This is a genomic window from Streptomyces sp. NPDC003720 (assembly GCF_042875075.1).
Lineage (GTDB): Bacteria > Actinomycetota > Actinomycetes > Streptomycetales > Streptomycetaceae > Streptomyces.
Window position 1 is genome coordinate 422224 of the sequence record NZ_JBIANZ010000008.1, and the last position, 26590, is coordinate 448813.

Consider the following 26590-nt stretch of genomic DNA (forward strand, 5'->3'; position numbering starts at 1 on the left):
CACTGGCTTGTCCGTCACGCGGCAGTGCCCAGGCGTCCTGCCGGGGTGAGCCGGTGTCACCCGAAAGTGAGTAACAGGAACGCCCCCTACCGATCGGACTAGTCCGCCACGGCACGGCCGTGTCCCGTGCCGGAACGCCTGTTCAGGACACCGCCCGCGTCAGGAGCAGACCTTGCCGTCCCGCGGCACCGTCCCGTCGAGCAGATAGGCGTTCACCGTCGAGTCGACGCAGTCGCTGCCGTTGCCGTACGCCCCGTGTCCCTCGCCCTTCCAGGTGAGTTCGACGCCGACGCCCTCGCCCAGCTCGTCGGCCATCCTGCGGGCGCCCTCATAGGGGGTCGCCGGGTCCCCGGTGTTCCCGACCAGCAGGATCGGCGCCGCGCCCGGCGCGCTCACCCGCGGGGTGTCGTACTGCCCGGCGACCGGCCAGTCGTGGCACCAGCCGGCCGTGTCCCAGCCGAGGTAGTCCCCGAAGACCGGCGATATCCGCTCGAACTCGGGCAGCAGTCTCTTGGTCCGCGCGAGCGTGGGCCGCTGCTTGTCGTCCAGGCACGATATGGCGCGCTGGGCGTGGCTCCTGGTCCCGTAACGGCCGGATGACCTCCGCTCGTTGTACTGGTCCGCGAGGGCGAGGAGTCTCGAGCCGTCGCCCTGCCCGGCCGACTTCAGCGCCTCGGTCAGCCTGGGCCAGCCGGCCTCGCTGTACAGCGGCAGGATGATGCCGGTGAGGGCGAGCGTCTGGGTCAGCTTCCGTCCGGACGCGGTCGGCAGGGGTCTGGCGTCGATGCTCTTCAGCAGCGCCGCGATCCTCCGTGTGCCCCGCTCCGGGTCCTGGCCGGTGGACCTCAGATAGTCCTCCAGCGCCCGCTGGAAGCCCCGCGCCTGGTTCTTCGCGTGGCCCACCGTGTCCGCGGTCGGGTCCACCACCGCGTCGAGGATCATCCGGCCCACGCGCCGGGGGAACAGGTGGGCGTAGACGCCGCCGAGTTCGGTGCCGTAGGAGATGCCGAAGTAGTGCATCGTCCGGTCGCCCAGCACGTGGCGCAGCAGATCCATGTCACGGGCGGTGTCGGTGGTCGAGAGGTGCGCCAGCAGCCGTCCCGCGGCCCGCTCGCACCCCTTCCCGAAGTCGGCGGCGTCCTGGAAGTACGCCTTCTCCTCGGCGGGATCGTCAGGCGTGGCGTCCACCGCCTCGGCGGCCTCGGTGTCCCGGTCGCCGCGGCAGCGCACGCCCTCGCTGGCGCCGACCCCGCGCGGATCGAAGCTCACCAGGTCGTAGCGCTCGCGCAGCTCGGAGGCGAGGGCTCCGTAGTACGGCATCGTCGACACCCCCGAGCCGCCGGGGCCGCCGAAGTTGAACACCAGGGAACCGATCCGGTGGTCCCCGGTCGCGCGGGCCCGGATGAGGGCGAGGCCGATCGTCGCACCACCGGGCTTCGACCAGTCCAGCGGCGCCTTGAGCGTGGAGCACCGCCACTCGTCACCGGGTGCCGCGGAGTCCTCGGCGGCCCCGCACCGGCGCCACTGGAGCCGCTGCGAGGTGAGCGACGAGGGTGGATCCGCAGCGGACGGCACGGCCGTCGCGGAAGCCTCGCCGGGCCGGCCGGCGGGGCTCGTCCCCTTGGCCTCGTCAGGGCCGCCGCCCGAGCCGCCGCCACCGCACCCGGCCACCAGCAGCGCCGCGGCCACCCCCGCCGTCCACCGCAGAACCCGAAGCATGCGCACCCCCCTCGCAGGCCCCCCGCGTCGTCCCGCGGCAGGCGTTCACGTCATGGTAGGCGGCGGGGCGCAAACCCGTTGCGGGCTGTGGATAAGCCTCTGACCTGCGTATTTGCCATGGCCGACCCGTGCTTCAGGAGCAGACCGTGCCGGCCTTCGGCACCTTCCCGTCCAGCAGGTATCCGTTCACCGCGCTCTGCACGCACTTGTTCTTGCTGTCGTACGCGCCGTGCCCCTGGCCCTTGTACGTCAGCTCGACGCCGACGCCCTTGCCGAGCGCGTCCACCATCTTCCGCGCGCCCTCGTAGGGGGTGGCCGGGTCGCCGGTGTTGCCGACGACGAGGATCGGCGCCGCCCCCGGTGCGCTGACGTCGGGATGGTCGGCGGCGCCCGGCACCGCCCAGTCGGTGCAGCTCAGCATGCCCCAGGCCAGATAGTCCCCGAACAGCGGCGAGGCGGCCCGGAACTGCGGCAGCCGCTGCCGGACCTCGTCCGCGGTGTAGCGCTGCTTCTCGTCGGCGCAGTTGATGGCGATGTTCGCCGCGGCGATGTTGCTGTACTCGCCGTTCTCGCTGCGCCCGTTCATCGAGTCGGAGAGCAGCATGAGGATCTTGCCGTCGCCCTCGTAGGCCTGCTGCAGCCCCTCGGTGAGGTACTCCCAGAAGTCCTTCGAGTAGAGGGCCTGCGCGATGCCGTTGGTCGCGGCGGTCTGGGTGAGCTGCCTCGGGAAGGCGCCGGGGATCGGCTTCTTCTCCAGATCCGCGAGCAGCTTGGCGATGCGGTCCTTGACGTCCTGCGGGGTGTCCCCGACCGGACACTCCTCCGTCTTCGACGTGCAGTCCGCGGCGAAGTTGTCGAGCGCCAGCTGGAACCCCTGGGTCTGGCCGAGCGCGCTCTGCGCGGGGTCCTTGGTGGGGTCGACGACCGCGTCCAGGACCGCGCGGCCGACGTGCCCGGGGAACAGGTGGGCGTAGACGCCGCCGAGTTCGGTGCCGTAGGAGATGCCGAAGTAGTGCAGCTTGTCGTCGCCGAGCACCTGGCGCATGAGGTCCATGTCGCGGGCCGCGTCGGTGGTGCGTACGTGCGGCAGCATCTTCCCGGAGTGCTTCTCGCAGTTCGCGTTGAACTCCCTGGTGCGGTCGACGAGCTGCTTCTGCTCGGCCTTGTCGTCGGGTGTGGCGTCCTGCTGGAAGTACTGGTCGAGCTGGGCGTCGCTCTCGCACTCCACGGGCCCGCTCCGGCCGACTCCGCGCGGATCGAAGCTGACCAGGTCGTACCGGGTGTTGAGGGTGGCGTAGTCCTGCCCGAACGCGGGGAGCGTGGTGACGCCGCTGCCGCCGGGGCCGCCGAAGTTGAAGATCAGCGAGCCGATCCGCTTGCCGGGGTCGCCGCTCGCCCTGGCCCGGATCAGCGCGATGTCGAGGGTGTCGCCCTTGGGCCTGCTCCAGTCCACGGGGGCCTTCATCGTGGCGCACTGCCACTGGGTGCCGTCCGGCAGCGGCGACGGTGAGGAGCCGCCGCCCTCCGCGGCCGAGGGGGCCGGGCAGTCCTTCCAGTCCAGTTTCTGCGCCGTCGGGTCCCCGTTCCCGGCACCGTCGCCGCACCCGGCCAGCAGGGCGGCCAGCAGCACGGCGCTGGTGGTCAGGGCAGCGGCACGCAGCCTGGAGGGGTTCGCCATGCTTCCATCGTGCGCGTGTGCGGGCCGGGCCGCGCGGGGCACGGGCCGTACGAGCGACGGCCGGGCCCCGGCCCGCGGGGAGCGCCTACAGGGCGCCCTTGCGGGTGAGCTGGTTGAACGCGAGCCAGCCGGGCAGCACCGGCAGCCACAGCGTGAGCAGCCGGTACAGCAGGACGGCCGGTGCGGCGACCTCCTTGGGCAGGCCGACGGCGATCAGGCCGAGCGTGAGGCTCGCCTCGACCGCGCCGACGCCGCCCGGGGTGGGCGCCGCGGAGCCGAGCGCGTTGCCGGCGAGGAAGACCACGGCCACGCTGGCGATGCTCAGCGAGGTCGAGCCGTCGCCGAAGGCGCGGATGGAGGCGTCCAGGCACATCACGAAGCAGGCGGTCAGCAGCAGCATGCCGCCGATGCCGGTGACGAGCTTCTGCGGCCGCTGGAGCACGTCGAGCATGCGCGGCACGACACCGGCGAACAGCGACCTCACGCGCGTGACGACGAACTTCCGCAGGAACGGCACCGACGTCACCACCAGCACCAGCACCGCCACCGTCAGCAGGCCGGCGATGACCGTCCGGGACGGCGACAGCGAGGGCGTCTTCTCGGTTCCCGTCAGGTAGCCGAAGGACAGCAGCATCAGGATGTGGCAGCCGAGGCCGAACAGCTGCGAGGCGCCGACGCTGGCGACCGCGAGCCCCGGGCGCACTCCGGCGCGCTGCAGGAAGCGCGTGTTGAGGGCCACTCCGCCGACCGCCGCCGGCGCCACGATCTTCACGAACGATCCCGCGACCTGGGCGCCCACGGTCCTCGGCAGCGGCACCCGCTCCGGCACGAAGCCGAGCAGCGCCATGGCGGCGGCCACATAGCTGAGCGCGGAGAAGAGCACCGCCGCCAGCACCCAGCCCCACTGGGCGTTGGCGACCAGCGGACCGAACTCGATGTGGGTGAGCTGCGTCAGCAGGTAGTACGCGCCGATCGCGCCGGCGATGAAGCTGATCAGCGTGCGCGGCCGCACCCGCTCCAGCCGGGCCGGCTCCACGGGGGCCTGGGGCCTGATCCGCAGCACCTCGTGCCGGATCTGGGTGAGCAGGTCCTCCTCGCGGGCCTCGTCCAGGGCCTCGTCGATGGCCCGCTTCTCCGCCCGCTGCTCGGCCCGGACCGTCTTCTTGTCGGGCTTTCCGGGTGCGGGGCCGGCCGTCGCGGAGGCGGTCTCCTCCGCCCGGGCCAGCTTGGCCTGCCGGGAGGCCTCGAGCACCGCCTCGCGTTCGCGCTGGGCCCGCTCGCGGCCGAGGCGGCGCAGCGTCGCGCGGGTGGCGCGGGTCAGGGCGATGGGCTGCAGCATCGGCAGGCAGTCCGCGACCGCGTCCGGGCCGAGCACGCCGACGGCCGAGGCCACCGCCCGTTCGGCGCCCGCCCGCAGGCCGAGCGTGGTGATCAGCTGGGCGACGTCCATGCGCAGCAGCAGGTCGCCGGCCGCGATCTCGCCGCCGCGCAGCTCGGTGAGGATCACCCTGCCGGAACGATCCACCAGAATCGCGTCGCCGGCCAGCCTGCGGTGCGCGATCCGCCGGGACTGCAGCGCCTGCGCCTGACGCCAGATGTTGCGCAGCAGCTCGTCGGTGATCTCCTCGTCCGCGAGCGAGTCCAGTGTGCGCCCGCCGGTGTGCTCGTAGACGAGCATGACCGCGTCCGGACCGAGCTCGGAGGTGGCGATCAGCTTGGGCGCGTTGGCGCCGGCCGCGATCGCCGCGTACGCCAGCAGCGCCTCCTGCTCCAGGGCCTGGCGCAGGGACTGCAGGCTGGAGCGGGTGGCGAAGCCCCGCAGGGTCAGGTTGCGCCAGGCCCGGTAGAAGAAGCCCTGGGCCTGCTGCTCCCGGTCGACGACCGTGACGTCCAGCGGACGGCCGTCCTCCAGGGTGACGAAGTAGCGCCGGCCGCGGTCGCCGTTCTCCGACTCCGCGGTCTCCTCGCGGGCCGCGGCGACCGGGTGGAAGCCGACGTGCCTGAGGCCCGCCATGAGCGTCCGCCCGGTGGGGCGGACGTTCGGCGAGCCGACCGCGTACAGCGTGCCGTAGGCGACGGTCCAGCCGATCAGCACGGTCAGGATGATCGAGAAGGGCGTCGTGTAGCCGGTGACGAGCATCGAGAACGCGTCGAGCAGCAGCACGATCCACAGCACCGCGCGCCATCGGGGTCTGCGGGACATCCCCACCGCCGTCATGTAGGCGATGACGGGTGCGAGATAGCCGTGCACCGGGTCGGTGAGGGCGTGGATGTCGCCCGGCGAGGGCTGGGTGAGCGCCTCCTGGATGGAGCCGGGCGCGGCCCGGGCCACCCACAGGTCCGTGGCGAGGGTCACTCCGTGCGCGAGGACGGCCGCGAGCACGCCGTCGGCGATCCGCAGCCCGTCCCGTTTGATCAGCCGTTCGATCGCGAAGGCGACCGGCACCAGCAGGATCGCGATGCTGGAGGCGAGCCCCGCGATCTTGATCAGCAGGTCGGGGGCCTGCCCCGTGCCCTTGTTGATGTCCTGTTCGAGGCCCGAGGTGGTCCCGTGCGCGAACGCCGCGACCGCGAGCAGCACGACGATGGCGAGCACGCCCACCAGCAGCCGCATGAGGTCGGAGGGACGGTGCACGCGCGCGGGAAGCAGCGGTTCGTCGCCTTCCACCTCCTCCGGGTGAGCCTCGTCACCGGCGCTCGCGTCCGGCCGCGGGGCGCCGGGGAGCGTCCCCTCGGCGGCCTCCGCGCCGTCCTCACGCGCGCGCGTGGCGTCCTCGCGCGTCCCCTCGCCGGTCGCGGCGCCGCCGTCCCGGCCCGTCGCGCCGGTGCCCTCCGGTGCGGAGGCGGCGGCGTCGGGACGCGCGGACGCGTCAGGGGTGCCCGCCGCGCCTTCGGGGTGCACACCCTGCTGCTTCATGGTCTCTTCTTGGTCTCGTATCACCGGTCACCGCCCGCACGATGGTGGCATGCCCCACCGGCACTCGCGGGCATCAGGGTGCAGATGCGGGGTCGGACAGTCTGCCGGAAGCGCCGCCCGAGGGCGAGGGGCCCCTGCCCGGCCTTCCGCGCCGCGTTGTCGGTGGGGTGCGGCAGGATGGGGCGAATGAGCGAGCGGAGCCCTGCCGAGGACACCCGTGACGGATGCGAGGACGCGCTGCCCGAGTACGCGGAGCGGGTCCTCGAGGTCGCCGACCAGATCCCGCCGGGGCGGGTCATGACGTACGGCGACGTCGCCGAGTGGCTGGAGGAGGGGGGACCGCGCCAGGTCGGCCGGGTGATGTCCCTCTACGGGGGCGGCGTGCCGTGGTGGCGCGTGGTCCGCGCCGACGGCGTGCTGCTGCCCGGCCACGAGATCGGCGCGCTCGCCCACTACCGGGCGGAGGGCACCCCGCTCAAGGCGGCGGGCAGGAGCGCCGAGGGCCACCTGCCGCGACTCGACATGAGACGGGCGCGATGGGACGGCGGCACGGGCACGGACGGTCACACCTGACAGCTTCCGCCATCGGATGCCCCCGAGGGGAATCGGTGGCCCGTACGAGGGACACCGGGGACGTTCGTTGCATGACGTACGTTCGTTGGTCGAGGGACACGCGTGACACCGGGGCTCCGAGGGGCCCGGGAGTCGCACGGGAAGAAGCGGAAGCCCTGCTTCCGCCCGATGCGGCGGCGTAGCGTCGGCTGCACGCGTCCCCCTCACCCCGCGGCCACCGCCTCGCACGCGTGACCGCCCGCCCACCAGCACGACCACCAGGACCGGCGAACCACGTGAGCTCCTCCTCCACCACCAGCCGTCTGCCGCACCCTCCGGTGCGGCAGGGGAACCGTGGCGCCTACCGGCTGGTCCGTAACCCGCCCGCCGCGATCGATCCCCCTCGACTGGACGCCGCCCAGCGCGCCGTGGTTGACCACGCCGCCGGCCCGCTGCTCGTCCTCGCCGGTCCCGGCACCGGGAAGACCACCACCCTGGTGGAGTCCGTGGCCGCGCGCGTCGCCCGCGGCGCCGACCCCGAGCGCATCCTGGTGCTGACGTTCAGCCGCAGGGCCGCCGTCGACCTCCGCGACCGCATGGCCCAGCGCATCGGCGCGGCCCGCGCCCCCCGGGCGACCACCTTCCACTCGTACTGCTACGCCCTGCTCCGCGCCCACCAGGACAGCGGTCTGTTCGCGGAGCCGCTGCGCCTGCTCTCCGGACCCGAGCAGGACGTCACCGTCCGCGGGCTGCTCGCCGGGCAGCCCGACCTGGAGCGGCTCGGCCTGAACCACGTGCGCTGGCCCGACGAGCTGCGCGCCTGCCTGACGACCCGCGGCTTCGCCGACGAGGTCCGCGCCGTCCTCGCCCGCAGCCGCGAGCTGGGCCTCAGCCCCGGCGCCCTGGACGCCTTCGCCCGCCGCATCGGCCGCCCCGACTGGCGCGCCGCCGCCGCCTTCCTCGCCGAGTACCTCGACGTCCTCGACCTCCAGGGCGTCATCGACTACGCCGAACTCGTCCACCGCGCCGTGCTGCTCGCCCGCCGCCCCGAGGTCGCGGCCCGGCTCGCCGCCCAGTACGACGCCGTGTACGTCGACGAGTACCAGGACACCGACCCGGCCCAGGTGCGCCTCCTGCACGCCCTGGCCGGCGGCGGCCGCACCCTGGTGGCCTTCGGCGACCCCGACCAGTCGATCTACACGTTCCGGGGCGCGGACGTGAACGGCATCCTGGACTTCCCGGCGGCCTTCCCGCGCACGGACGGCCGGCCCGCGCCCGTCGAGGTGCTGCGCACCGCCCGCCGCTCCGGCGCCGCCCTGCTGGCAGCCACCCGCCTGATCACCCGGCGCATGCCGCTGACCCGCCTGCCCGCCGAGAAGGTGCGCGCACACCGGGAGCCCGAGGCCGTGCGCGACGGCGGCCGGGTCGAGGTGCAGACCTACCCGACGCCCGGCGCGGAGACCGACAACATCGCCGACATCCTGCGCCGCGCCCACCTGGAGGACGGGGTCCCCTGGCGCGAGATGGCCGTCCTGGTCCGCGCCGGCTCCCGGAGCATCCCGACGCTCCGCCGGGCCCTCACCGCGGCGGGCGTCCCCCTGGACATCGACGGCGACGACCTGCCGCTGCGCCACGAACCCGCGGTGGCACCCCTGCTCACCGCCCTGCGCACGGTGGCCACGGCCGAGTCGCGGCAGGGACCCGCGGAGGAGGCCGAGGCCACGTCCTCCGGCGCGGAAGCGGACGACGAGAAGCGCGACGCCTCCTGGCTCGACGCCGAGACCGCGCTCACCCTGCTCGCCTCCCCGCTCGCCGGCATGGACACCGCCGACCTGCGCCGCCTCGGGCGCGCCCTGCGCGAGGAGGAGCGGGCCGCCGGGAACCCGCTGCCGGCGCCCTCCGACGAACTCCTCGCGCGGGCGCTCGCCGAACCCGAGCGCCTCGTCGCCCACGACCCGGCCTACGCGCGCGGTGCGCAGCGGCTGGGCGCGCTGCTCCGCACGGCGCGCGAGCGCCTCGCCGCCGGCGGCACGGCCGAGGAGGCGCTGTGGGACCTGTGGCAGGGCACGCCCTGGCCCGGCCGGCTGGAACGCGCCGCCCGGCGCGGTGGCGCGGCCGGCCGCAACGCCGACCGCGACCTGGACGCGGTGTGCGCGCTGTTCGCCACCGCCGCGCGCGCGGAGGAGCGCGTCGGCGGCCGCGGCGCCCTGAACTTCCTGGAGGAGATCGAGGCCCAGGACATCGCCGCCGACACCCTCACCCGCCGGGCCGTACGCCCCGACGCCGTCCGCCTGATGACCGCGCACCGCGCCAAGGGCCTGGAGTGGCGGCTCGTCGTCGTGGCGGGCGTCCAGGAGGGGCTGTGGCCCGATCTGCGCCGCCGCGGCTCCCTGCTGGAGGCCGACCGCATCGGCCGCGACGGACTGGCCGAACCGCTCACCCCGGGCGCGCTCCTCGCCGAGGAACGCCGCCTGTTCTACGTGGCCGCCACGCGCGCACGTGAACGTCTCGTCGTCACCGCCGTGAAGGCGCCGGCCGACGACGGCGACCAGCCCTCCCGCTTCCTCACCGAGCTGGGCGTCGAACCGCGGGACGTCACCGGCCGCCCCCGGCGGCCGCTGTCCGTGGCCGCGCTCGTCGCCGAGCTGCGCGCCACCACCGTCGACCCGGACGCCTCCGCCGCGCTGCGGGAGGCGGCCGCACACCGCCTGGCGAGGCTCGCCGCCCTCGCCGACGAGGACGGCCGGCCCCTGGTGCCGTCCGCCCACCCGGACCGCTGGTGGGGCATGTTCGAGCCGACCGAGAGCAAGGTGCCGCTGCGCGACCGCGACCAGCCCGTCGTGCTCTCCGGCAGCGCCCTCGACCAGCTCGCCAACACCTGTGCCCTGCAGTGGTTCCTGGGCCGCGAGGTGAAGGCCGACGCGCCCGCCACCGCCGCCCAGGGCTTCGGCAACGTCGTCCACGTCCTCGCCGACGAGGTCGCCTCCGGCCGCACCCCCGCCGACCTCGACGTCCTGATGGAACGCCTGGACTCGGTGTGGAACGCGCTCGCCTTCGACGCGCCCTGGAAGTCGGCCCAGGAGAAGGACAACGCGCGCGCGGCCCTGGAACGCTTCCTGAACTGGCATGTGCTGGACCGCACCGGCCGCACCCCGGTGGCGAGCGAGCAGGACTTCGACGTCACCCTCGGAGCGGGCGACTACCAGGTCCGCATCCGCGGCCAGATGGACCGGGTCGAGGCGGACGGCGAGGGCCGCGCGTACGTCGTGGACTTCAAGACCGGCAAGCAGGCGCCCAGCGGCGCCGAGGTGGCCCGCCACCCGCAGCTCGCCGTCTACCAGCTCGCCGTCCGCGAAGGCGCCGCCGACGACGCCTTCGACGGCGTGCGCCCCGAGGCGGGCGGCGCCGAACTCGTGCACCTGCGGCAGGGCGCGAACCGACGCGACGGCGGGGAGACCCTGCCCAAGGTGCAGAGCCAGGAGCCGCCGGCGGGGGAGTGGGTCGGCGAGCTGCTGGCCACCGCCGCCGGGAAGGTCCTCGACGAACGCTTCACGCCCACCACCGGCCAGCACTGCGCCCACTGCGCGTTCCGTGCCTCGTGCAGCGCCCGGCCGGAGGGCCGGCACGTGGTCGAATGACTCCCACGAGGCACCGTGACGCACGGCACCACACGCGCTGACCTGCGGTTCTTCCTGGCCGGACAGTCGGTGCGGTCCCGGTTGTCAGTGCTCGCCGCTAGCCTCTGACGACATGCCCGCCCGTATCACCGACCCCGAGCAGCTCAAAGAGCTCCTCGGCATCCCGTTCACCCCGGAGCAGACGGCCTGCATCACCGCGCCGCCCGCCCCGCAGGTGATCGTGGCCGGAGCCGGCTCGGGCAAGACCACGGTGATGGCGGCCCGCGTGGTCTGGCTGGTCGGCACCGGCCAGGTCGCCCCCGAGCAGGTGCTCGGCCTGACCTTCACCAACAAGGCCGCGGGCGAACTCGCCGAACGCGTCCGCACGGCGCTGATCAAGGCCGGCGTCACCGACCCCGACGCCCTCCCGGCGCCCGGCCTCCACCCCTCGCCGGCCGCGCCCGCCGGCCCCGCGTGGCCGGACCCGGAGAACCCGCCGGGCGAGCCGGTCATCTCGACCTACCACGCCTTCGCCGGCCGGCTGCTGACCGACCACGGCCTGCGCATCGGTCTCGAACCCACCTCCCGGCTGCTCGCCGACGCCACCCGCTACCAGCTCGCCGCGCGCGTGCTGCGCGAGGCCCCGGGCCCCTACCCCGCGCTCACCCGCTCCTTCGCCGACCTCGTCAGCGATCTGCTCACCCTCGACTCCGAACTCGCCGAACACCTCGTCGAGCCGGAGGAACTGCGCGCCTGGGACACCGGCCTGCTGCACACCCTGGCCGGCGCCAAGCTCACCAACGCCGATCTGCGCAAGGTCCCCGAAACCGCGGCCGCCCGCCGGGAGCTCGCCGGCCTCGTCCTGCGCTACCGGGCCGCCAAACGCGAACGCGACCTGCTCGACTTCGGCGACCAGATCGCGCTGTCCGCGCGTCTCGCCGGCGTCCCCGAGGTGGGACGCCTGCTGCGCGAGGAGTTCCGCGTCGTGCTCCTGGACGAGTACCAGGACACCTCCGTCGCCCAGCGCGTCCTGCTCTCGGGCCTGTTCGGCGGCGGCACCGGCCATCCCGTGACCGCCGTCGGCGACCCCTGCCAGGCCATCTACGGCTGGCGCGGCGCCTCCGTCGCCAACCTCGACGACTTCCCCGACCACTTCGCGCGCGGCGACGGCCGCCCCGCCACCCGCCAGGCGCTCAGCGAGAACCGCCGCAGCGGCGGCCGTCTCCTCGATCTCGCCAACGGCCTCGCCGAACCGCTGCGCGCCATGCACGCGGGCGTGGAGGCCCTGCGCCCGGCCCCCGGCGCCGAGCACGACGGCACGGTCCGCTGTGCCCTGCTGCGCACCCACGCCGAGGAGACCGAATGGATCGCCGACTCCGTCGCCCACCTCGTCCGCACCGGCAGGGCGCCCGGCGAGATCGCCGTGCTGTGCCGCACGGCCACCGACTTCGCCGAGATCCAGGGCGCCCTCGTCGCGCGTGACGTACCCGTCGAGGTGGTCGGGCTCTCCGGGCTGCTGCACCTGCCCGAGGTCGCCGATCTCGTCGCCGTCTGCGAAGTCCTCCAGGACCCCGGGGCCAACGCCTCCCTCGTCCGCCTGCTCACCGGTCCCCGCTGGCGCATCGGGCCCCGCGACCTGGCCCTCCTCGGCCGCCGCGCCCGCCTGCTGGTCGCCCACGCGCGCGGGGACGGCGCCGACGACCCCGACCGCAGGCTCGCCGAGGCCGTCGAGGGAACCGACCCCTCCGAGGTGATATCGCTCGCCGACGCCCTGGACACGTTCCTGGAGTCGCCGCTGCGCGAGGACGACCGGGACGACGACGCACTGCCGTTCTCAGCGGACGCGCGCGTGCGCTTCGCCCGCCTCGCCGCGGAGCTCCGGGACCTGCGCCGCTCGCTGTCCGACCCGCTCATGGACGTCCTGCACCGCGTCCTCGCCGTCACCGGCCTGGAGGTGGAGCTGTCCGCCTCCCCGCACGCGCTCGCCGCCCGCCGCCGCGAGACCCTGTCCAACTTCCTCGACATCGCCGCCTCCTTCGCGGCCGGCGACGGCGAGGCCACCCTGCTGGCCTTCCTCGGCTACCTGCGCACCGCCGCCCAGTACGAGAAGGGCCTCGACAACGCCCTGCCCGGCGGCGAGAACACCGTCAAGGTGCTCACCGCGCACAAGTCCAAGGGCCTGGAGTGGGACGTCGTGGTGGTCCCCGGGCTGGTGAGCGGCACCTTCCCGAGCGCCCAGGGCCGCGAGAAGTGGACCGCGCAGGCCAAGGTGCTGCCCCATGTCCTGCGCGGCGACGCCGACACCCTCCCCGACGTCGGGTCCTGGGACTCCCGGGGCTTGAGGGCCTTCCACGAGGCGATGAAGGAGCACCAGCACACCGAGGAACTCCGCCTCGGATACGTCACCTTCACCCGCCCCCGCTCCCTGCTCCTCGGCTCCGGCCACTGGTGGGGGCCCAGCCAGAAGAAGCCGCGCGGGCCCTCCGACTTCCTCCAAGCCCTGTACGACCACTGCGCCGCCGGCCACGGCGAGATCGAGGCCTGGGCCGACGAGCCCGCCGAGGACGAGGAGAACCCGGCGCTGCACACGGCCGGCGCCGAACAGGCGTGGCCGCTGCCGCTGGACGACACCGCCCTGGCCCGGCGCCGCGCGGCCGCCGGGACCGTCCGCGCCCACCTGGACGCCCTGGCCGCCCGGCCGCCCGCCGACCACGGCTCCGGCACCGTCGACGACCCGGACTGGCCGACACCTCCGGACGACGAGGACTTCCCGTACGACGAGGAGACCGCCTACGAGGAGGACCTCCCGTACGGCGAGGACCCGTACGACGACATGCCCCACGAGGCCGGCTTCTCCCCCGACGAGCCGGCGCTCGCCCCCGGCGAGCCCGGCGGCTGGGACTCCTGGACCGCCGAGCGGCCGGCCGTGCCCCACCAGGCGCCCGCCCCCGACGAGCGCACGCACCGGCGCGCGCACACCCACCCCGGCGAACCGGCGGACCCCGCACCCCGCGCCTCGGACGAGATCCGTGTCACACCCGAGGAGGCCCGCGCCATCGCCTCCTGGGACCGCGACCTCGACGCGCTCACCGGCGAGCTGCTGCGGGCCCGCCGCGGCATCACCGACGTCCCCCTGCCGGCCACCCTCACCGCGACCCAGCTCATGCGCCTCGCCCAGGACCCCGACGGGCTCGCACAGGAACTCGCGCGCCCCATGCCCCACCCTCCGCGACCCGCCGCACGCCGGGGCACCCGCTTCCACGCCTGGGTCGAGGCCCGCTTCGAGGCACTCACCCTGCCCATGCTCGAACCGGACGAGCTGCCCGGCAGCGATGCCGAGATCACCGACGAGCGCGACCTCGAAGCCCTCAAGGAGGCCTTCGAACGCACCGAGTACGCCCACCGCACCCCCTACCGGATCGAGGCCCCCTTCCAGCTCACCCTCGCCGGCCGGGTCGTACGCGGCCGCATCGACGCCGTCTACAGGCACCGCGACGGCGACCGGACCACCTACGAGATCGTCGACTGGAAGACCCACCGCGCCCACACCGCCGACCCCCTCCAGCTCGCCGTGTACCGGCTCGCCTGGGCCGAGCAGCAGGGCGTACCGCCCGAGTCGGTCACGGCCGCCTTCCTCTACGTGCGCACCGGCGAGGTCGTGCACCCCGAGGCCCTGCCGGACCGCGCCGCCCTGGAACGGCTGCTCACCGACGAGCGCCCGGACCACCCGCGCGAGACGGCCTGGAGCGCCCGAGTGTGACGAAGAGCCCGCCGAGGATGCCCCCGCGGGCCGATAGGCTCGTGAGCATGAGCCAGACCCCGGACAGCGCCGTCCGCACGTACATCGAAGAGCACCGCGCCGCCTTCCTCGACGACCTCACCGCCTGGCTGCGCATCCCCTCCGTGTCGGCCCAGCCCGAGCACGCCTCCGATGTACGGCGCAGCGCCGAATGGCTCGCCGCCAAGCTGGCGGAGACCGGGTTCCCGACCGCCGAGGTCTGGCCGACCCCGGGCGCCCCGGCCGTCTTCGCCGAATGGCCCTCCGGCGACCCCGAGGCCCCCACCGTCCTCGTCTACGGCCACCACGACGTGCAGCCCGCCGCCCGCGAGGACGGCTGGGACAGCGAGCCGTTCGAGCCCGTCGTCCGCGGAAACCGCCTCCACGCGCGCGGGGCCGCCGACGACAAGGGCCAGGTGTTCTTCCACACACTCGGGGTCCGCGCCCACCTCGCCGCCACCGGCCGCACCGCCCCCGCGGTCAACCTCAAGCTGCTGATCGAGGGCGAGGAGGAATCCGGCTCGCCGCACTTCCGCGCCCTCGTGGAGGAGCGGGCCGAACGGCTCGCCGCCGACGCCGTCATCGTCTCGGACACCGGCATGTGGTCCGAGGACACCCCGACCGTCTGCACCGGGATGCGCGGCCTCGCCGAGTGCGAGATCCGCCTCCACGGCCCCGACCAGGACATCCACTCCGGCTCCTTCGGCGGCGCCGTGCCCAACCCCGCCATCGCAGCGGCCCGGCTGGTCGCCGCCCTGCACGACGAGCACGCGCGCGTGGCCGTCCCCGGCTTCTACGACGGCATCGTCGAGCTGACCGACCGCGAGCGCGAGCTGTTCGCCCAGCTCCCCTTCGACGAGGCGACATGGCTGCGCACCGCCAAGTCGCGCGCCGCCCACGGCGAGGCCGGACACACCACCCTGGAACGCATCTGGGCCCGCCCCACCGCCGAGGTCAACGGCATCGGCGGCGGCTACCAGGGCCCCGGCAGCAAGACGATCATCCCGTCCTCCGCCGTGGTGAAGCTCTCCTTCCGCCTGGTCGCGGGCCAGGACCCGGACCACGTCGAGAAGGCCGTCCGCGCCTGGGCCGCCGAGCAGGTGCCCGCCGGCATCCGGTACGAGATCGACTTCGGCTCCGCCACCCGCCCCTGCCTCACCCCCCTCGACCACCCCGCGCTGCAGTCCGTCGTGCGCGCCATGAGCCGCGCCTTCGAAGGGCCGGTCCGCTACACCCGCGAGGGCGGCTCGGGACCCGCCGCCGACCTCCAGGAGGTCCTCGGCGCCCCCGTCCTCTTCCTCGGCATCTCCGTCCCCTCCGACGGCTGGCACGCCCCCAACGAGAAGGTGGAGCTCGACCTCCTCCTCAAGGGCGTCGAGACCAGCGCCTACCTGTGGGGCGACCTCGCCGGGAACTGGCGGCACGCCCCCTGACCCCGGCAGGCGCCGCAAGGGACGGCACCGCGCGCGGGGCACACTGGACGTACCGCCCGCACGCCCCGCCCGCGCCCCGGCCCGGTGCCCGCACGCCCCACGTCCGCCGAACCACCCGCCGAAACGAACCGTTGCACCTTGCTCTGGGGGAGTTGGAAGCACCCGTGACCACCTGGACCGACCAAACCGCCGACCGCCCCGTCTCGCTGACCGCCCCGAGCGGCATCGACCGCGCCGCCCACCACCGGCTCGACGAAGCCTGGCTCGCGGCGGCGTGGAGCCACCCCACGACCCGCTGCTTCGTGGTCTCCGGCGGCCAGGTCCTCATCGACGAGACGCCCGACGGACGCACCGAACTCGTCATGACCCCGTCCTTCGAGGCGCCGCTCACCGAGGCCCACCGCTACTTCCTCGGCAACGACGCGGAGGGCGTCAGCTACTTCGCGCTGCAGAAGGACGCCCTGCCCGGCCGTATCGACCAGTCCGCCCGCCCCGCCGGCCTGCGCGAGGCCGGACTGCTGCTGTCGCCGCGGGACGCGGGCCTCATGGTGCACGCCGTCGGCCTGGAGAACTGGCAGCGCACCCACCGCTTCTGCTCCCGCTGCGGCGAACGGACGGTCATCGCCGCCGCCGGTCACATCCGCCGCTGCCAGGCCTGCGGCGCCGAGCACTACCCACGCACCGACCCGGCGGTGATCATGGCCGTCACCGACGAGGAGGACCGGATCCTGCTCGGCCGGCAGGTCCACTGGCCCGAGGGCCGCTTCTCCACGCTCGCCGGCTTCGTCGAGCCCGGCGAGTCCATCGAGCAGTCCGTGCGCCGCGAGGTCTTCGAGGAGGTCGGCGTCCACGTCGGCCCGGTCGAGTACGTCGCCAGCCAGCCCTGGCCCTTCCCGTCCAGCCTCATGCTCGGCTTCATGGCCCGCGCCACCTCCACCGAGATCAACGTCGACGGCGACGAGATCCACGAGGCCCGCTGGTTCTCCCGCGACGAGCTGCGCACCGCCTTCGAGACCGGCGAGGTGCTGCCGCCCTACGGCATCTCCATCGCCGCCCGCCTGATCGAGATGTGGTACGGCATGCCGCTGCCGACGCGCAGCTTCGTCTGAGGCAGCGGGCGGGCCACCGTCCACGACCCCGTCGGCCCGTCGAGGCAGGCGGGGTCGCGTCGTGTCAGGGGAGCAGGGGGCGCCCCTCCCTCGCGGCCTCGAAGTGCTCGTCCCTGAGCGCGTCGTATCCGTGCTCAGCGGCGAACCGCTCGATGCGGCCGAGCGGGGAGTCGGGCGGGGGCGGCTCCTCGCTGATCGTGAAGCCGAGGATCTGCGCCCAGAACGCGGCGGCCACGTCCTGCGGGTCGTTCATGTCCATGCCGCGCACGGTAGCCCTGGGGTCTGACAATCAGATCGGCGCGGAGGGCGACACACGAAACCCCCGAGCGGCCGTGGAAGCCGTCGGGGGCTTGTGAAGCGAGGGTCAGGCGCCGAGCGCCTGCTTCACCTGGGCGAGGCTCGGGTTCGTCATCACGACCTCCGTGCCACCGCCGGAGGGAACCACCTGGACGGTCGGGACGGTCTGGTTCCCGCCGTTCGCCTTCTCCACGAAGGCCGCGGACGCCGGGTCCTGCTCGATGTTGATCTCGGTGTACGCGATGCCCTCCCGGTCCATCTGGCTCTTCAGCCGACGGCAGTAGCCACACCAAGTCGTGCTGTACATCGTCACAGTGCCCTGCATGTCTCTCGCGCTCCTCAGGCAGCTCGGGAAGGTCGTCCAGGGAGAGAACGCGAGGGAGAGGGCGGGCATTCCCCGCCCGGCCGGGGGCCGCCGTGCGGCCGCTCACGGGGCCCGGCGTCCCACCCGTGTCCGTGACACCTGCCGCATTGGTACGACCGCGGGCCCCCGCCTGTGGACAACCGGCACGGTGGTCCCGGGCGACCTGGCAGCATGGCAATGTGACAGCAGCAACGCACTCCACCCTCTTCCCGCAGGTACCGGACACGGCCGACGCGGTGCTCGAAGGGCTGGACCCCGAGCAGCGCGAGGTGGCCACGGCCCTGCACGGACCGGTGTGCGTCCTGGCCGGAGCGGGCACCGGCAAGACCCGGGCGATCACCCACCGCATCGCCTACGGGGTCCGGGCAGGCATCCTCCAGCCGTCCAGCGTGCTCGCCGTCACCTTCACCAACCGCGCCGCCGGAGAGATGCGCGGGCGTCTGCGCCAGCTCGGCGCCCAGGGCGTCCAGGCCCGCACCTTCCACTCCGCGGCCCTGAGGCAGCTCCAGTACTTCTGGCCGAAAGCCGTCGGCGGCTCCATGCCCCGGCTCGTCGACCGCAAGATCCAGCTCGTCGCCGAAGCGGCCGCCGCCTGCAACCTCCGCCTCGACCGGGGCGAGCTGCGCGACGTCACCGCCGAGATCGAATGGTCCAAGGTCACCCAGACGGTCCCCGCCGACTACGCGTACGCGGCCGCGAAGGCCGGCCGGGAGGCCCCGCGCGACCAGGCGGAGATCGCCCACGTCTACGCGGCCTACGAGGACCTCAAGCGGAACCGCGCGGTCATCGACTTCGAGGACGTCCTGCTGCTGACCGTCGCCGTCCTTCAGGACCGGCACGACATCGCCGATCAGGTACGCGCCCAGTACCAGCACTTCGTCGTCGACGAGTACCAGGACGTCAGTCCGCTGCAGCAGCGGCTGCTGGAACTCTGGCTCGGCGACCGCGACAGCCTCTGCGTCGTCGGGGACGCCAGCCAGACGATCTACTCGTTCACCGGAGCAACGCCCGACCACCTCCTCGACTTCCGCACCCGCCACCCGCGCGCCACCGTCGTCAAACTGATCCGCGACTACCGCTCCACCCCCCAGGTGGTCCACCTGGCCAACGGTCTGCTCACCCAGGCCCGCGGCCGCGCCGCCGACCACCGGCTGGAACTGGTCTCCCAGCGGGCGCCCGGACCCGAGCCCGTCTACAGCGAGTACACGGACGAGCCCGCCGAGGCCGAAGGCGCCGCCCGGCGTATCCGCGAGCTCATCGACGCCGGCGTCCCGGCCTCCGAGATCGCCGTCCTGTTCCGTACGAACTCCCAGTCCGAGACCTACGAGCAGGCCCTCGCCGACGCCGGAGTGCCCTACCAGCTGCGCGGCGCCGAACGGTTCTTCGACCGGCCCGAGGTCCGCAAGGCGGGCGTGGCCCTGCGCGGCGCGGCCCGCTTCGGCGGCAACGACTCCCTGCTGGACGACGTCGTCGACCTGCCCTCGCAGGTACGCGCCGTGCTGTCGGGGGAGGGCTGGACCAGTGCGCCGCCGGCCGGCTCCGGCGCCGTCCGGGAGCGCTGGGAGTCCCTGGCCGCCCTGGTCAACCTCGCCCACGACTTCTCCGCCGCCCGTCCCGGCGCCACCCTCGGCGACTTCGTCGCCGAACTGGACGAGCGGGCGGGCGCCCAGCACGCCCCGACCGTCCAGGGCGTCACCCTGGCCTCGCTGCACGCGGCCAAGGGCCTGGAATGGGACGCCGTCTTCCTCGTCGGCATCGCCGAGGGGATGATGCCGATCACCTACGCCAAGACCGACGAACAGATCGAGGAGGAGCGCCGCCTCCTCTACGTCGGCGTGACCCGCGCCAGAGAGCGGCTCCACCTCTCCTGGGCCCTGTCCCGCGCACCGGGCGGACGGCCCAACCGCAGGCCCAGCCGCTTCCTCGCCGGCCTGCGCCCCGGCACCGCCGCCACCGCCGCCCGCGCAGGCGCCGGAGCGGCAGGCGGCGGCATCGAGCGCGGCGCGGCCGCCCGCACCCCGGCCGCCGTCCCCCGGCGCACCCAGCGCACCGTGGCCCGCTGCCGGGTGTGCGGCCGCACCCTCACCGACGCCGGTGAGATGAAACTGATGCGCTGCGAGGACTGCCCCTCCGACATGGACGAGGGGCTCTACGAGCGGCTGCGCGAATGGCGCGCGGTCCAGGCCGAGCGCAGCGGGCAGCCGGACTTCTGCGTCTTCACCGACCGCACCCTGATGGCCATCGCCGAGGCGTGCCCCGAGGACCCCGCCGGACTCTCCCGCATCCCCGGTGTCCGCGCCCGCAAGCTGCAGCGTTATGGAGCCGATGTTCTGGCCATCTGCGCAGGTCGGGAGATCGGGGCGGACGACGGGCGCGACTGATGCGAACTCGTCGAAAAAATAGTTTGCGCATGCCCCGGCAATCCCCATAGGTTCTAGGCACGGAAGCGGCGGCCTTCTCCAAGGTCCTGACTCCGTGTTGTACTTGCATATCCGTGCGGATCGGTTCACCCCGGTCCCCAAGACGCCGAGAGGAGGCGAGTCCAGTGATCAGCATCGAGACCAACATCAGCGCGGCCAAACTGACCGATCGCTCGGCCGTCTCCACGTGCATGCTCGGCGCCTCGAACCAGGGCACCGGTCTGTCCGGCATTCGTGCCGTCCGTCCGGCGTCCTCCCCTGCTCTCGCGGTCCTTCCCGTCCGTGAGCGCAATGAGCGACCGACGAAGGCACTGGAAGCGGTAGCGGCACAGGCACATGCCTATGCCTTTGCGGCGGCCGGTGCCGGATTCCGGAAGCAGACGACGCAGCACCACCTGATGTGGGCCTTCCGTGGGCCAGAACCCTGGAGTGATCCAGCCTGATCGCCGATCAGGCCGGCGCCTTCAGGGCCGCGGAACCCCACCCGGGATCCGCGGCCCTTCTGTTTTCCCCGAACGGGGACGACGGAGCGAAGGGGCCTCGGGACAGGAACAGAACCCGGTACCAAGCCGACGCCCGGTCAACAGGCCGGAACGACCAGACGAGGAAGACCGAACCGTGCAACTCGAAGCGCACGCCCCGTCAGTACCGCCTTCACGAACGATCCCCCCGCCCGGCCTCACGGAGGACCCCACCTTGATCCCCCTCACCGCGCTCACCGCGCTCGACGACGCCATCGAGAACCTCGGCGTACCCGTCCCCTGCCGTTCCTACGACCCCGAGGTCTTCTTCGCCGAGTCGCCGGCCGACGTCGAGTACGCCAAGTCCCTCTGCCGTACCTGCCCGCTGATGGAGGCGTGCCTCGCCGGGGCCAAGGAGCGGCGTGAGCCCTGGGGCGTCTGGGGTGGCGAGCTGTTCGTCCAGGGTGTCGTCGTCGCCCGGAAGCGGCCGCGTGGCCGCCCGCGCAAGAACCCGGTCACAGCATGAACATCACAGGAACCATCGACCGTCCCCTCACGCACGACCCCAAGAAGCAGGCCCCGATGAAGCCGTCCACCAGCGAGCCCGCAGGCTCCGCGACCCCAGACTTCACCACCACCGGCGCGAACGACTCGCGTCAGAACAGGACCCGAGAGATGCAACTCATCCCAGAAGCCCTGGCTCGTGCGCATATGCACGACATGCTGCAAGGCGCCGAGCAGGAGCGCCGGGCCGCCCGTGTGGCGACCGCCCGCCGCATGCAGCGCCGGGCGGAGCGCGCCTCGATGCGCGCCCGCCGTGCGCTGGCCATGGCCGTCATGCAGTGATCCAGCACACCTGAAGCGGTGGCCTCCCGGTGCGGGGAGGCGAAGCCTTCACCACGGGGGCCGGTCCGTCCGAACGGACCGGCCCCCGCCGTGCGTCACGGCACTACGCCTCGGCCGCCGGCTCCTCCTCGTCCAGTTCGTCCGCCGGGACGAAGCCGGGCAACCACTCCTCCAGCTCCTCACGGAGCCGCACCGTGGCCCCGAGCTGGCAGAGCACACCGATGGTGCTCAGCGTCACCCGGTGGATCAGCAGGTAGGCCGGCGGCAGATTGAGCTGCTTGCCCAGCTGGTAGGCGGGGGAGCGGACGTCGGCGATGCGGGCGGCCTGGCTGCGCATCCAGGAGCGGGTGAAGGTGAACGCCTCGACCCGGGCCGGTTCGATGATCGGCAGCAGGTAGTCGAGAACCGCGTCGGGGTCCAGCTCTATGGACTCCTTGACGAACCCCTCCGTGCACAGCAGCTCGTAGACCGGGTCCGCCTCGCCGTCGAGAGTCATCCGCAGCGAGACGCCTATCGGCTCGGGCAGGCCGCCCGGGAGCCGGTCGACGGTGCCGAAGTCCAGCACGCCCAGGCGCCACTCGCCGCCACCGTCCGGATCGCCGGGCAGCAGACGGAAGTTCCCCGGGTGCGGATCGGCGTGCAGCAGACCGGTGCGGGCCGGGCCGGAGAAGAGGAAGCGGGCCAGGAGCTGGCCGGCCCGGTCGCGCTGCTCCTCGGTGCCGTCGTTGATGATCTCCGACAGCGGGATCCCGTCGATCCACTCCGTGACCAGGATCTGGTCGCACTGGTGCACCACCGCCGGGACCACCACGTCCGGGTCGTCCGCGAACTCGTCCGCGTGCGCCTGCTGGGCCTGCGCCTCCAGCGCGTAGTCCAGCTCCTCGGAGACCCGGTCCCGCATCTCCGCGATCAGCGGCTTGATGTCCATGCCCGGGATCAGCGGCCCCAGCAGCCGCGCGAAGCGGCTGAGCTGGGTCAAGTCGGACAGCAGGGCCTCTCCCGCGCCCGGGTACTGCACCTTGACCGCCACCTCGCGGCCGTCGTGCCACACCGCGCGGTGGACCTGCCCGATGGAGGCCGCGGCCGCCGGCTTGTCCTCGAACTCCAGGAACAGCTCGCGCCACTCCGCTCCCAGCCGCTCCTCGAGCACCGCGTGCACCGTGCGGGTCGGCATCGGCGGCGCCGCGTCCTGGAGCTTGGTGAGCGCGGCGCGGTAGGGGCCGGCGATCTCCTCGGGCAGGGCGGACTCGAAGACGGACATCGCCTGCCCGAACTTCATGGCCCCGCCCTTGAGCTCGCCGAGGACCTTGAACAGCTGCTCCGCGGTGCGCTGCTGCAGTTCCCGGCCGACGATCTCCGCTGACTCGCCCACTATCCGCTTGCCCAGCCCCCAGGTCGCCCGGCCGGCGAAGCCGAGCGGGAGCGCGGCGAGCTTGGCGGTACGGGTGACCGCCTTGCGCGGAAGATCAGACATGCGCCCTCCAAGTCTCGGTCGGCCGCAACGCGCCTGCTTTGCGTCGTTGCTCCGGCGACGGCCGTCGCACCGCCATTGTCTCGCGCGGCTCCCCGTCCGTGGAGGAGTGCTTCCCCACACCTCTCTCCGCCGCCCCGCATCCGCATGCCGGGTGCGGCCGGATCGGCCGGGAGTGCCAGGTCAGACCGGGTAGGGACGCCTCCCAGCGGGCGCCGGCGCTGGACGGTGACTCCCCGTCCAGGAAGGCGAGGGCGTGGGCCGCGGCCAGTCCGGCGACCGCCGTGGCGAGAGCCAGATCACACGCCCCCACCCGGCGGGCGTTGCCGGAGCGCCACTGGGCGACCAGCCGGGGCCAGACCGGGTCGCGGTCCGTGCGGGCCTGGTGCATGCAGCCCGTGCAGCCCGTCCCGCCCGGCAGGACGAGGGGCCCGACGACGCCCGTGCCCTCGACGACCCCCGCGTACAGATGAGGCGTGCCGGAGGCCATGAGCGGTTCGGCGGTGAACGGGTCCGGTGCGTGCACCGCGACGTCGTCCCGCGGGGCGAGGATCACGAGGGACACACCGGGCTCGTCGGTTCCGGTGCCCGCGGCGTCCGCGGTGGCCGCGGCGCGAGCGGAGCGGGTGCGGCGCGCGGGCCGGCCCGGGGCCGCGCGGCGGACCGCCGCCCGCGCCGCGTCCTGCCTGCGTTCGCGCAGCGAGTCGGCGGGGAGCCCGCCCGGGGCCACGTCCCACGGCTCGACACGCCCCACGTCGCGCACGTCGACCTCCCCGACACCGGCTCCCGACAGCACCGACGCCAGCACGGCCCCGACCCGGCCCGCCCCTCTCACCTGAACGCGCAGCGAGCCGCGGGCGGCGAGCCGGGCGAGCGCGGCGCCCGGTTCCGCAGTGGTCAGGGACAGCGAGGCGAGGTCGGGGCGCAGCCGCTCCAGGACGTCCGTCCGCTCCCGCAGGGCGTCCGCGGCCGGTCCGCCGCCGCGTGTGTCGTCCAGCAGGCCGGCTCGGGTCAGCCGCTCGAGCAGCGCGTCGACCTGGCCTTCCGGCAGGTCTATACGCCGGCCCTCGTCCTGCAGCAGAGGCAGGCCGCGAGTGCCGTTGAGCAGGTCCATGAAACTGCCGGTCGCCGTGTCCATCGGTCCCAGTGTCATCGCGTGCGCCGGGGTCATCCCGAACTGCACGGTGTTGAGGTCGCGCCAGCCGCGCCGCAGCGCGGGTTTCACCATCGGATGCATGACAGTCCCCGTGTCCGTCGCATTCTCCTGAATTGTTCCCCGGGTAGGCAAACGTCCCATGGCCGGGGCGTCCCGTGTCCCGTGGGCCGGTGAAGTCGGTCACGCTGCACCCGCCTCCGCCAGCATGCCGGGCGGTGCCGTGGTGGTGCCCGAAGTTGTCCACAGGCCGGGGGTGTTAGTCATACCGATCGGCGGCGCGACTCGGGCATATCGGTCGTACAAATCAAACACATGGTGGAGCACCGGCATCCGGGCGCCCCGGAGCCGGGACTTCGGCCCGCCCCAGCGGGTAACGTCGGGGCGTGCCCGCCGACCCCCTGCACCGCGCCGGAAAAACACAGCGCAGCACGACGAGCCAGCCGCCGAGCGGCTCGGGGGCGAGCGCGATCGAGGTCCGCAGGAGTACCCGGCGCCGCCGGACGGTCTCCGCGTACCGCGAGGGCGATCGCACCGTCGTGCTGATCCCCGCCCGGATGTCCGAGGCGGAGGAGCAGCGCTGGGTGACCCTCATGCTCGCCAAGCTCGCCGCCCAGGAGAGCAAACGGGTGCTGGGCGACGCCGAGCTGACCGAGCGTGCCGAGCGGCTGTCGGCCCAGTACTTCGGCGGCCGGGCGCGTCCCGCCTCCGTGCGCTGGGTCACCAACCAGAACACCCGCTGGGGTTCGTGCACCCCGGCCGAGGGCAGCATCCGCCTCTCGCACCGGCTGCAGGGGATGCCGGAGTACGTCATCGACTACGTCCTGTGCCACGAGCTGGCGCATCTGCTGGTGCCCGGTCACGGGGCCGACTTCTGGCGGCTGCTGGAGTCCTATCCGCGCACCGAGCGGGCCCGCGGCTACCTCGAAGGGGTGGTGGCGGCCGCGCGGCTGCCGCACGTGCCCGGCGCGCGCGGCGAGTGACCGGACCGCGCGCGGGGCGCGCGGCCGGTTGTGTACCGGGTCTGTACCGACTCGCACCTGCCGCGTCCTTTGCCGAAATTTGCGGTTAGCCTGTCGCGACGCACTCACATTCGGGATGGGGGACGGTCGTAACGCATGGCCAGGGAATTCCAACGCGGCCACAAGGCCAGGATCAGTGACCTGACGGCGGGCACCGATCTGTACGTAGGCGTGCAGATCTCGGCCCCCGGACTGACCTTCGACATCAGCTGCTTCGGTCTGGACGCCGACGAGCGCCTCTCGGACGACCGTTACTTCATCTTCTTCAACCAGCCGAAGTCCCCGGAGGAGTCCGTCCAGCTGCTGGGCGCCCAGGCCGGCGACACGGAGTCGTTCCGCGTTACGCTGGACCGCGTCCCGGAAGCCGTCCGGAAGCTGTCCTTCACGGCGACCGTCGACGGGGCCGGGCAGATGTCGCAGATCGGCCCCGGCTACCTGCGCATCGTGGCCGGCGGAGAGGAGGTCGCTCGGTACTCCTTCGACGGCTCGGAGTTCTCCACCGAGCGGGCCGTCATGCTCGGTGACTTGTACTTCAAGGACGTCTGGCGCTTCGCCGCGGTCGGGCAGGGCTTCGACGGCGGTCTCGAGGCGCTGCTGAGGAACTTCGGCGGCGAGGTGCTGGAGGAGGAGGCGCCGGCCGCCCCGCAGCAGCCGCAGCCGACGGCCGCCCCCGGCTTCGCCCCGCCCGCCCAGTCCGCCGCCCCGCCCGCGTTCGGCGCCCCCGCCGCCCCGGCGCCCGCGCCCGCACCCGCACCGGCCCCGCAGGGCTTCACCCCGCCCCCGGCCCCCGCGCCCGCCCCGAACGTGCACGGCGCGCCGACGGTCATCGCGCCGCTGGCCCCGCCCGCCGGTGGATCCGTGCCGCCCCCGGCTCCGGCGCCCGCGCCCTACGGCCAGCCGCCGCAACCGCCGTACGGCGGTCAGCCCAGCGCCCCGATGCCCCCGGGCTACGGCCAGCAGCCCTCCCACGGCGGACAGCCCGGCGCGCCCATGCCTCCCGGCTACGGCCAGCAGCCGCCGTACGGCCAGGTCCCCGGCCAGCAGGGCGCCGGCTACGGCGTCCCGCAGGGCGCCCCCCAGGGCGGCGCCGGAGTGACGGCCGCGCTGCAGAAGTTCCGGGAGACGCCCACCGGGCAGCGCTGGACTGCGCAGAACTCCAAGCTGATCCGCGTCGACCTCGGCGTCGGCGGCCAGCCCGTGCTGGCCCGGCAGGGCAGCATGGTGCTCTACCAGGGCAAGGTCGACTTCAGCTACAAGGGCGCCGGGTTCGCCGGGCGGATCGTGGGCAACGCGACCGGCCAGGAGATGCAGTTGATGCGCTGCACCGGCCAGGGCCAGGTCTTCTTCGCCGAGAACTCCACCCACGTGCACCCCGTCGAGCTCCAGGGCGACGCGATCTGCGTCTCCGCGGAGAACGTCCTCGCCTTCGACGAGAGCCTCCAGTACGAGGTCCGGCGGATCGAGGGGCACGGCATCCCCGGCGGCGCGCTGTTCACGATGCAGTTCCAGGGCACCGGCACGATCGTCGTCAAGACGCACGGCACGCCCGTCGTGCTGCCGGTGACGCCGACGACGTTCGCCGACTGCCACGCCGTGGTCGCCTGGTCGGCGGCCTCCCAGGTGATCGTCTCCAGCCAGGTGCGGATGCGCCGCAACGCCTATCCGGGCGACACCGGCGAGAGCGTCAACCTGCAGTTCCGGGGCGCTCCCGGCAACTTCATCGTCGTCCAGCCGTACGAGGTCTGAGGGAGCC

At 73.6% G+C, this 26590-nt stretch carries 18 protein-coding genes; 11 read left to right on the forward strand and 7 right to left on the reverse strand.

Translation table 11 applies throughout. The features are described 5' to 3' along the window. Positions 1-159: 159 nt before the first annotated feature. The 3 genes from ACFYU0_RS24155 to ACFYU0_RS24165 all read right to left on the reverse strand — a co-directional run bounded on the left by ACFYU0_RS24155 (position 160) and on the right by ACFYU0_RS24165 (position 6314). Positions 160-1719 carry an alpha/beta hydrolase gene (locus ACFYU0_RS24155; protein WP_389304071.1) on the reverse strand — a complete coding sequence of 520 codons (1560 nt, stop codon included), beginning with the start codon at positions 1717-1719 and terminating at the stop codon, positions 160-162. Positions 1720-1852: 133 nt separating this feature from the next. Further along, positions 1853-3397 carry an alpha/beta hydrolase gene (locus ACFYU0_RS24160; protein ID WP_389304073.1) on the reverse strand — a complete coding sequence of 515 codons (1545 nt, stop codon included), beginning with the start codon at positions 3395-3397 and terminating at the stop codon, positions 1853-1855. Positions 3398-3482: 85 nt separating this feature from the next. Continuing rightward, positions 3483-6314 carry a YbhN family protein gene (locus ACFYU0_RS24165; RefSeq protein WP_389304075.1) on the reverse strand — a complete coding sequence of 944 codons (2832 nt, stop codon included), beginning with the start codon at positions 6312-6314 and terminating at the stop codon, positions 3483-3485. A 186-nt stretch (positions 6315-6500) separates the two neighbouring features. Here ACFYU0_RS24165 and ACFYU0_RS24170 point away from each other — a divergent pair, with 186 nt between their 5' ends. The 5 genes from ACFYU0_RS24170 to nudC all read left to right on the forward strand — a co-directional run bounded on the left by ACFYU0_RS24170 (position 6501) and on the right by nudC (position 16803). Further along, on the forward strand, positions 6501-6887 hold the full coding sequence (locus ACFYU0_RS24170; RefSeq protein ID WP_351662513.1) for an MGMT family protein: 387 nt from the start codon (positions 6501-6503) through the stop codon (positions 6885-6887). Between the two features lie 275 nt (positions 6888-7162). Next, positions 7163-10504 (forward strand): ATP-dependent helicase, encoded by a 3342-nt coding sequence (locus tag ACFYU0_RS24175; RefSeq protein WP_389304077.1) that lies wholly within the window; start codon positions 7163-7165, stop codon positions 10502-10504. Positions 10505-10616: 112 nt separating this feature from the next. Continuing rightward, positions 10617-14243, forward strand: a complete 3627-nt coding sequence (locus ACFYU0_RS24180; RefSeq protein ID WP_389304078.1) for a UvrD-helicase domain-containing protein — start codon at positions 10617-10619, stop codon at positions 14241-14243. A gap of 47 nt (positions 14244-14290) precedes the next feature. Continuing rightward, positions 14291-15694 (forward strand): dipeptidase, encoded by a 1404-nt coding sequence (locus ACFYU0_RS24185; RefSeq protein WP_389304080.1) that lies wholly within the window; start codon positions 14291-14293, stop codon positions 15692-15694. Positions 15695-15858: 164 nt separating this feature from the next. After that, positions 15859-16803 (forward strand): NAD(+) diphosphatase, encoded by a 945-nt coding sequence (gene nudC / locus ACFYU0_RS24190; RefSeq protein WP_351662524.1) that lies wholly within the window; start codon positions 15859-15861, stop codon positions 16801-16803. Positions 16804-16867: 64 nt separating this feature from the next. Here the strand turns inward: nudC and ACFYU0_RS24195 are convergent, their stop codons facing one another. Both ACFYU0_RS24195 and ACFYU0_RS24200 read right to left on the reverse strand, forming a co-directional pair. Continuing rightward, positions 16868-17062: a hypothetical protein gene (locus ACFYU0_RS24195; protein ID WP_351662527.1), complete on the reverse strand. Its 195-nt coding sequence runs from the start codon at positions 17060-17062 to the stop codon at positions 16868-16870. 105 nt (positions 17063-17167) lie between these two features. Further along, positions 17168-17425 (reverse strand): mycoredoxin, encoded by a 258-nt coding sequence (locus ACFYU0_RS24200; RefSeq protein ID WP_351662530.1) that lies wholly within the window; start codon positions 17423-17425, stop codon positions 17168-17170. A 131-nt stretch (positions 17426-17556) separates the two neighbouring features. Between ACFYU0_RS24200 and ACFYU0_RS24205 the strand changes: the two genes are divergently transcribed. The 4 genes from ACFYU0_RS24205 to ACFYU0_RS24220 all read left to right on the forward strand — a co-directional run bounded on the left by ACFYU0_RS24205 (position 17557) and on the right by ACFYU0_RS24220 (position 21191). Next, positions 17557-19845, forward strand: a complete 2289-nt coding sequence (locus ACFYU0_RS24205) for an ATP-dependent DNA helicase UvrD2 (RefSeq protein WP_389304138.1) — start codon at positions 17557-17559, stop codon at positions 19843-19845. Positions 19846-20009: 164 nt separating this feature from the next. Beyond that, on the forward strand, positions 20010-20327 hold the full coding sequence (locus ACFYU0_RS24210; protein WP_351662536.1) for a hypothetical protein: 318 nt from the start codon (positions 20010-20012) through the stop codon (positions 20325-20327). 175 nt (positions 20328-20502) lie between these two features. Further along, on the forward strand, positions 20503-20871 hold the full coding sequence (locus ACFYU0_RS24215) for a WhiB family transcriptional regulator (RefSeq protein WP_351662539.1): 369 nt from the start codon (positions 20503-20505) through the stop codon (positions 20869-20871). Further along, positions 20868-21191, forward strand: coding sequence for a hypothetical protein (locus tag ACFYU0_RS24220; RefSeq protein WP_351662542.1), 324 nt, complete (start codon positions 20868-20870; stop codon positions 21189-21191). The genes ACFYU0_RS24215 and ACFYU0_RS24220 overlap by 4 nt, the downstream gene beginning before the upstream one ends. Before the next feature lie 103 nt (positions 21192-21294). Here the strand turns inward: ACFYU0_RS24220 and ACFYU0_RS24225 are convergent, their stop codons facing one another. Then, positions 21295-22665 (reverse strand): ABC1 kinase family protein, encoded by a 1371-nt coding sequence (locus ACFYU0_RS24225; RefSeq protein WP_389304084.1) that lies wholly within the window; start codon positions 22663-22665, stop codon positions 21295-21297. Continuing rightward, positions 22658-23899, reverse strand: a complete 1242-nt coding sequence (locus ACFYU0_RS24230; RefSeq protein WP_389304086.1) for a TOMM precursor leader peptide-binding protein — start codon at positions 23897-23899, stop codon at positions 22658-22660. Before ACFYU0_RS24230 ends, ACFYU0_RS24225 begins: the two co-directional genes overlap by 8 nt. Positions 23900-24201: 302 nt before the next feature. On the opposite strand from ACFYU0_RS24230, the gene ACFYU0_RS24235 reads away from it, so the two are divergent. Together ACFYU0_RS24235 and ACFYU0_RS24240 are read left to right on the forward strand one after the other, a co-directional pair. Continuing rightward, positions 24202-24798 (forward strand): M48 family metallopeptidase, encoded by a 597-nt coding sequence (locus ACFYU0_RS24235; protein ID WP_351662551.1) that lies wholly within the window; start codon positions 24202-24204, stop codon positions 24796-24798. Between the two features lie 135 nt (positions 24799-24933). Further along, a complete protein-coding gene (locus ACFYU0_RS24240; protein WP_389304088.1) occupies positions 24934-26583 on the forward strand; it encodes a TerD family protein in 1650 nt (549 codons plus the stop codon). The last annotated feature ends 7 nt before the right edge of the window (positions 26584-26590 follow it).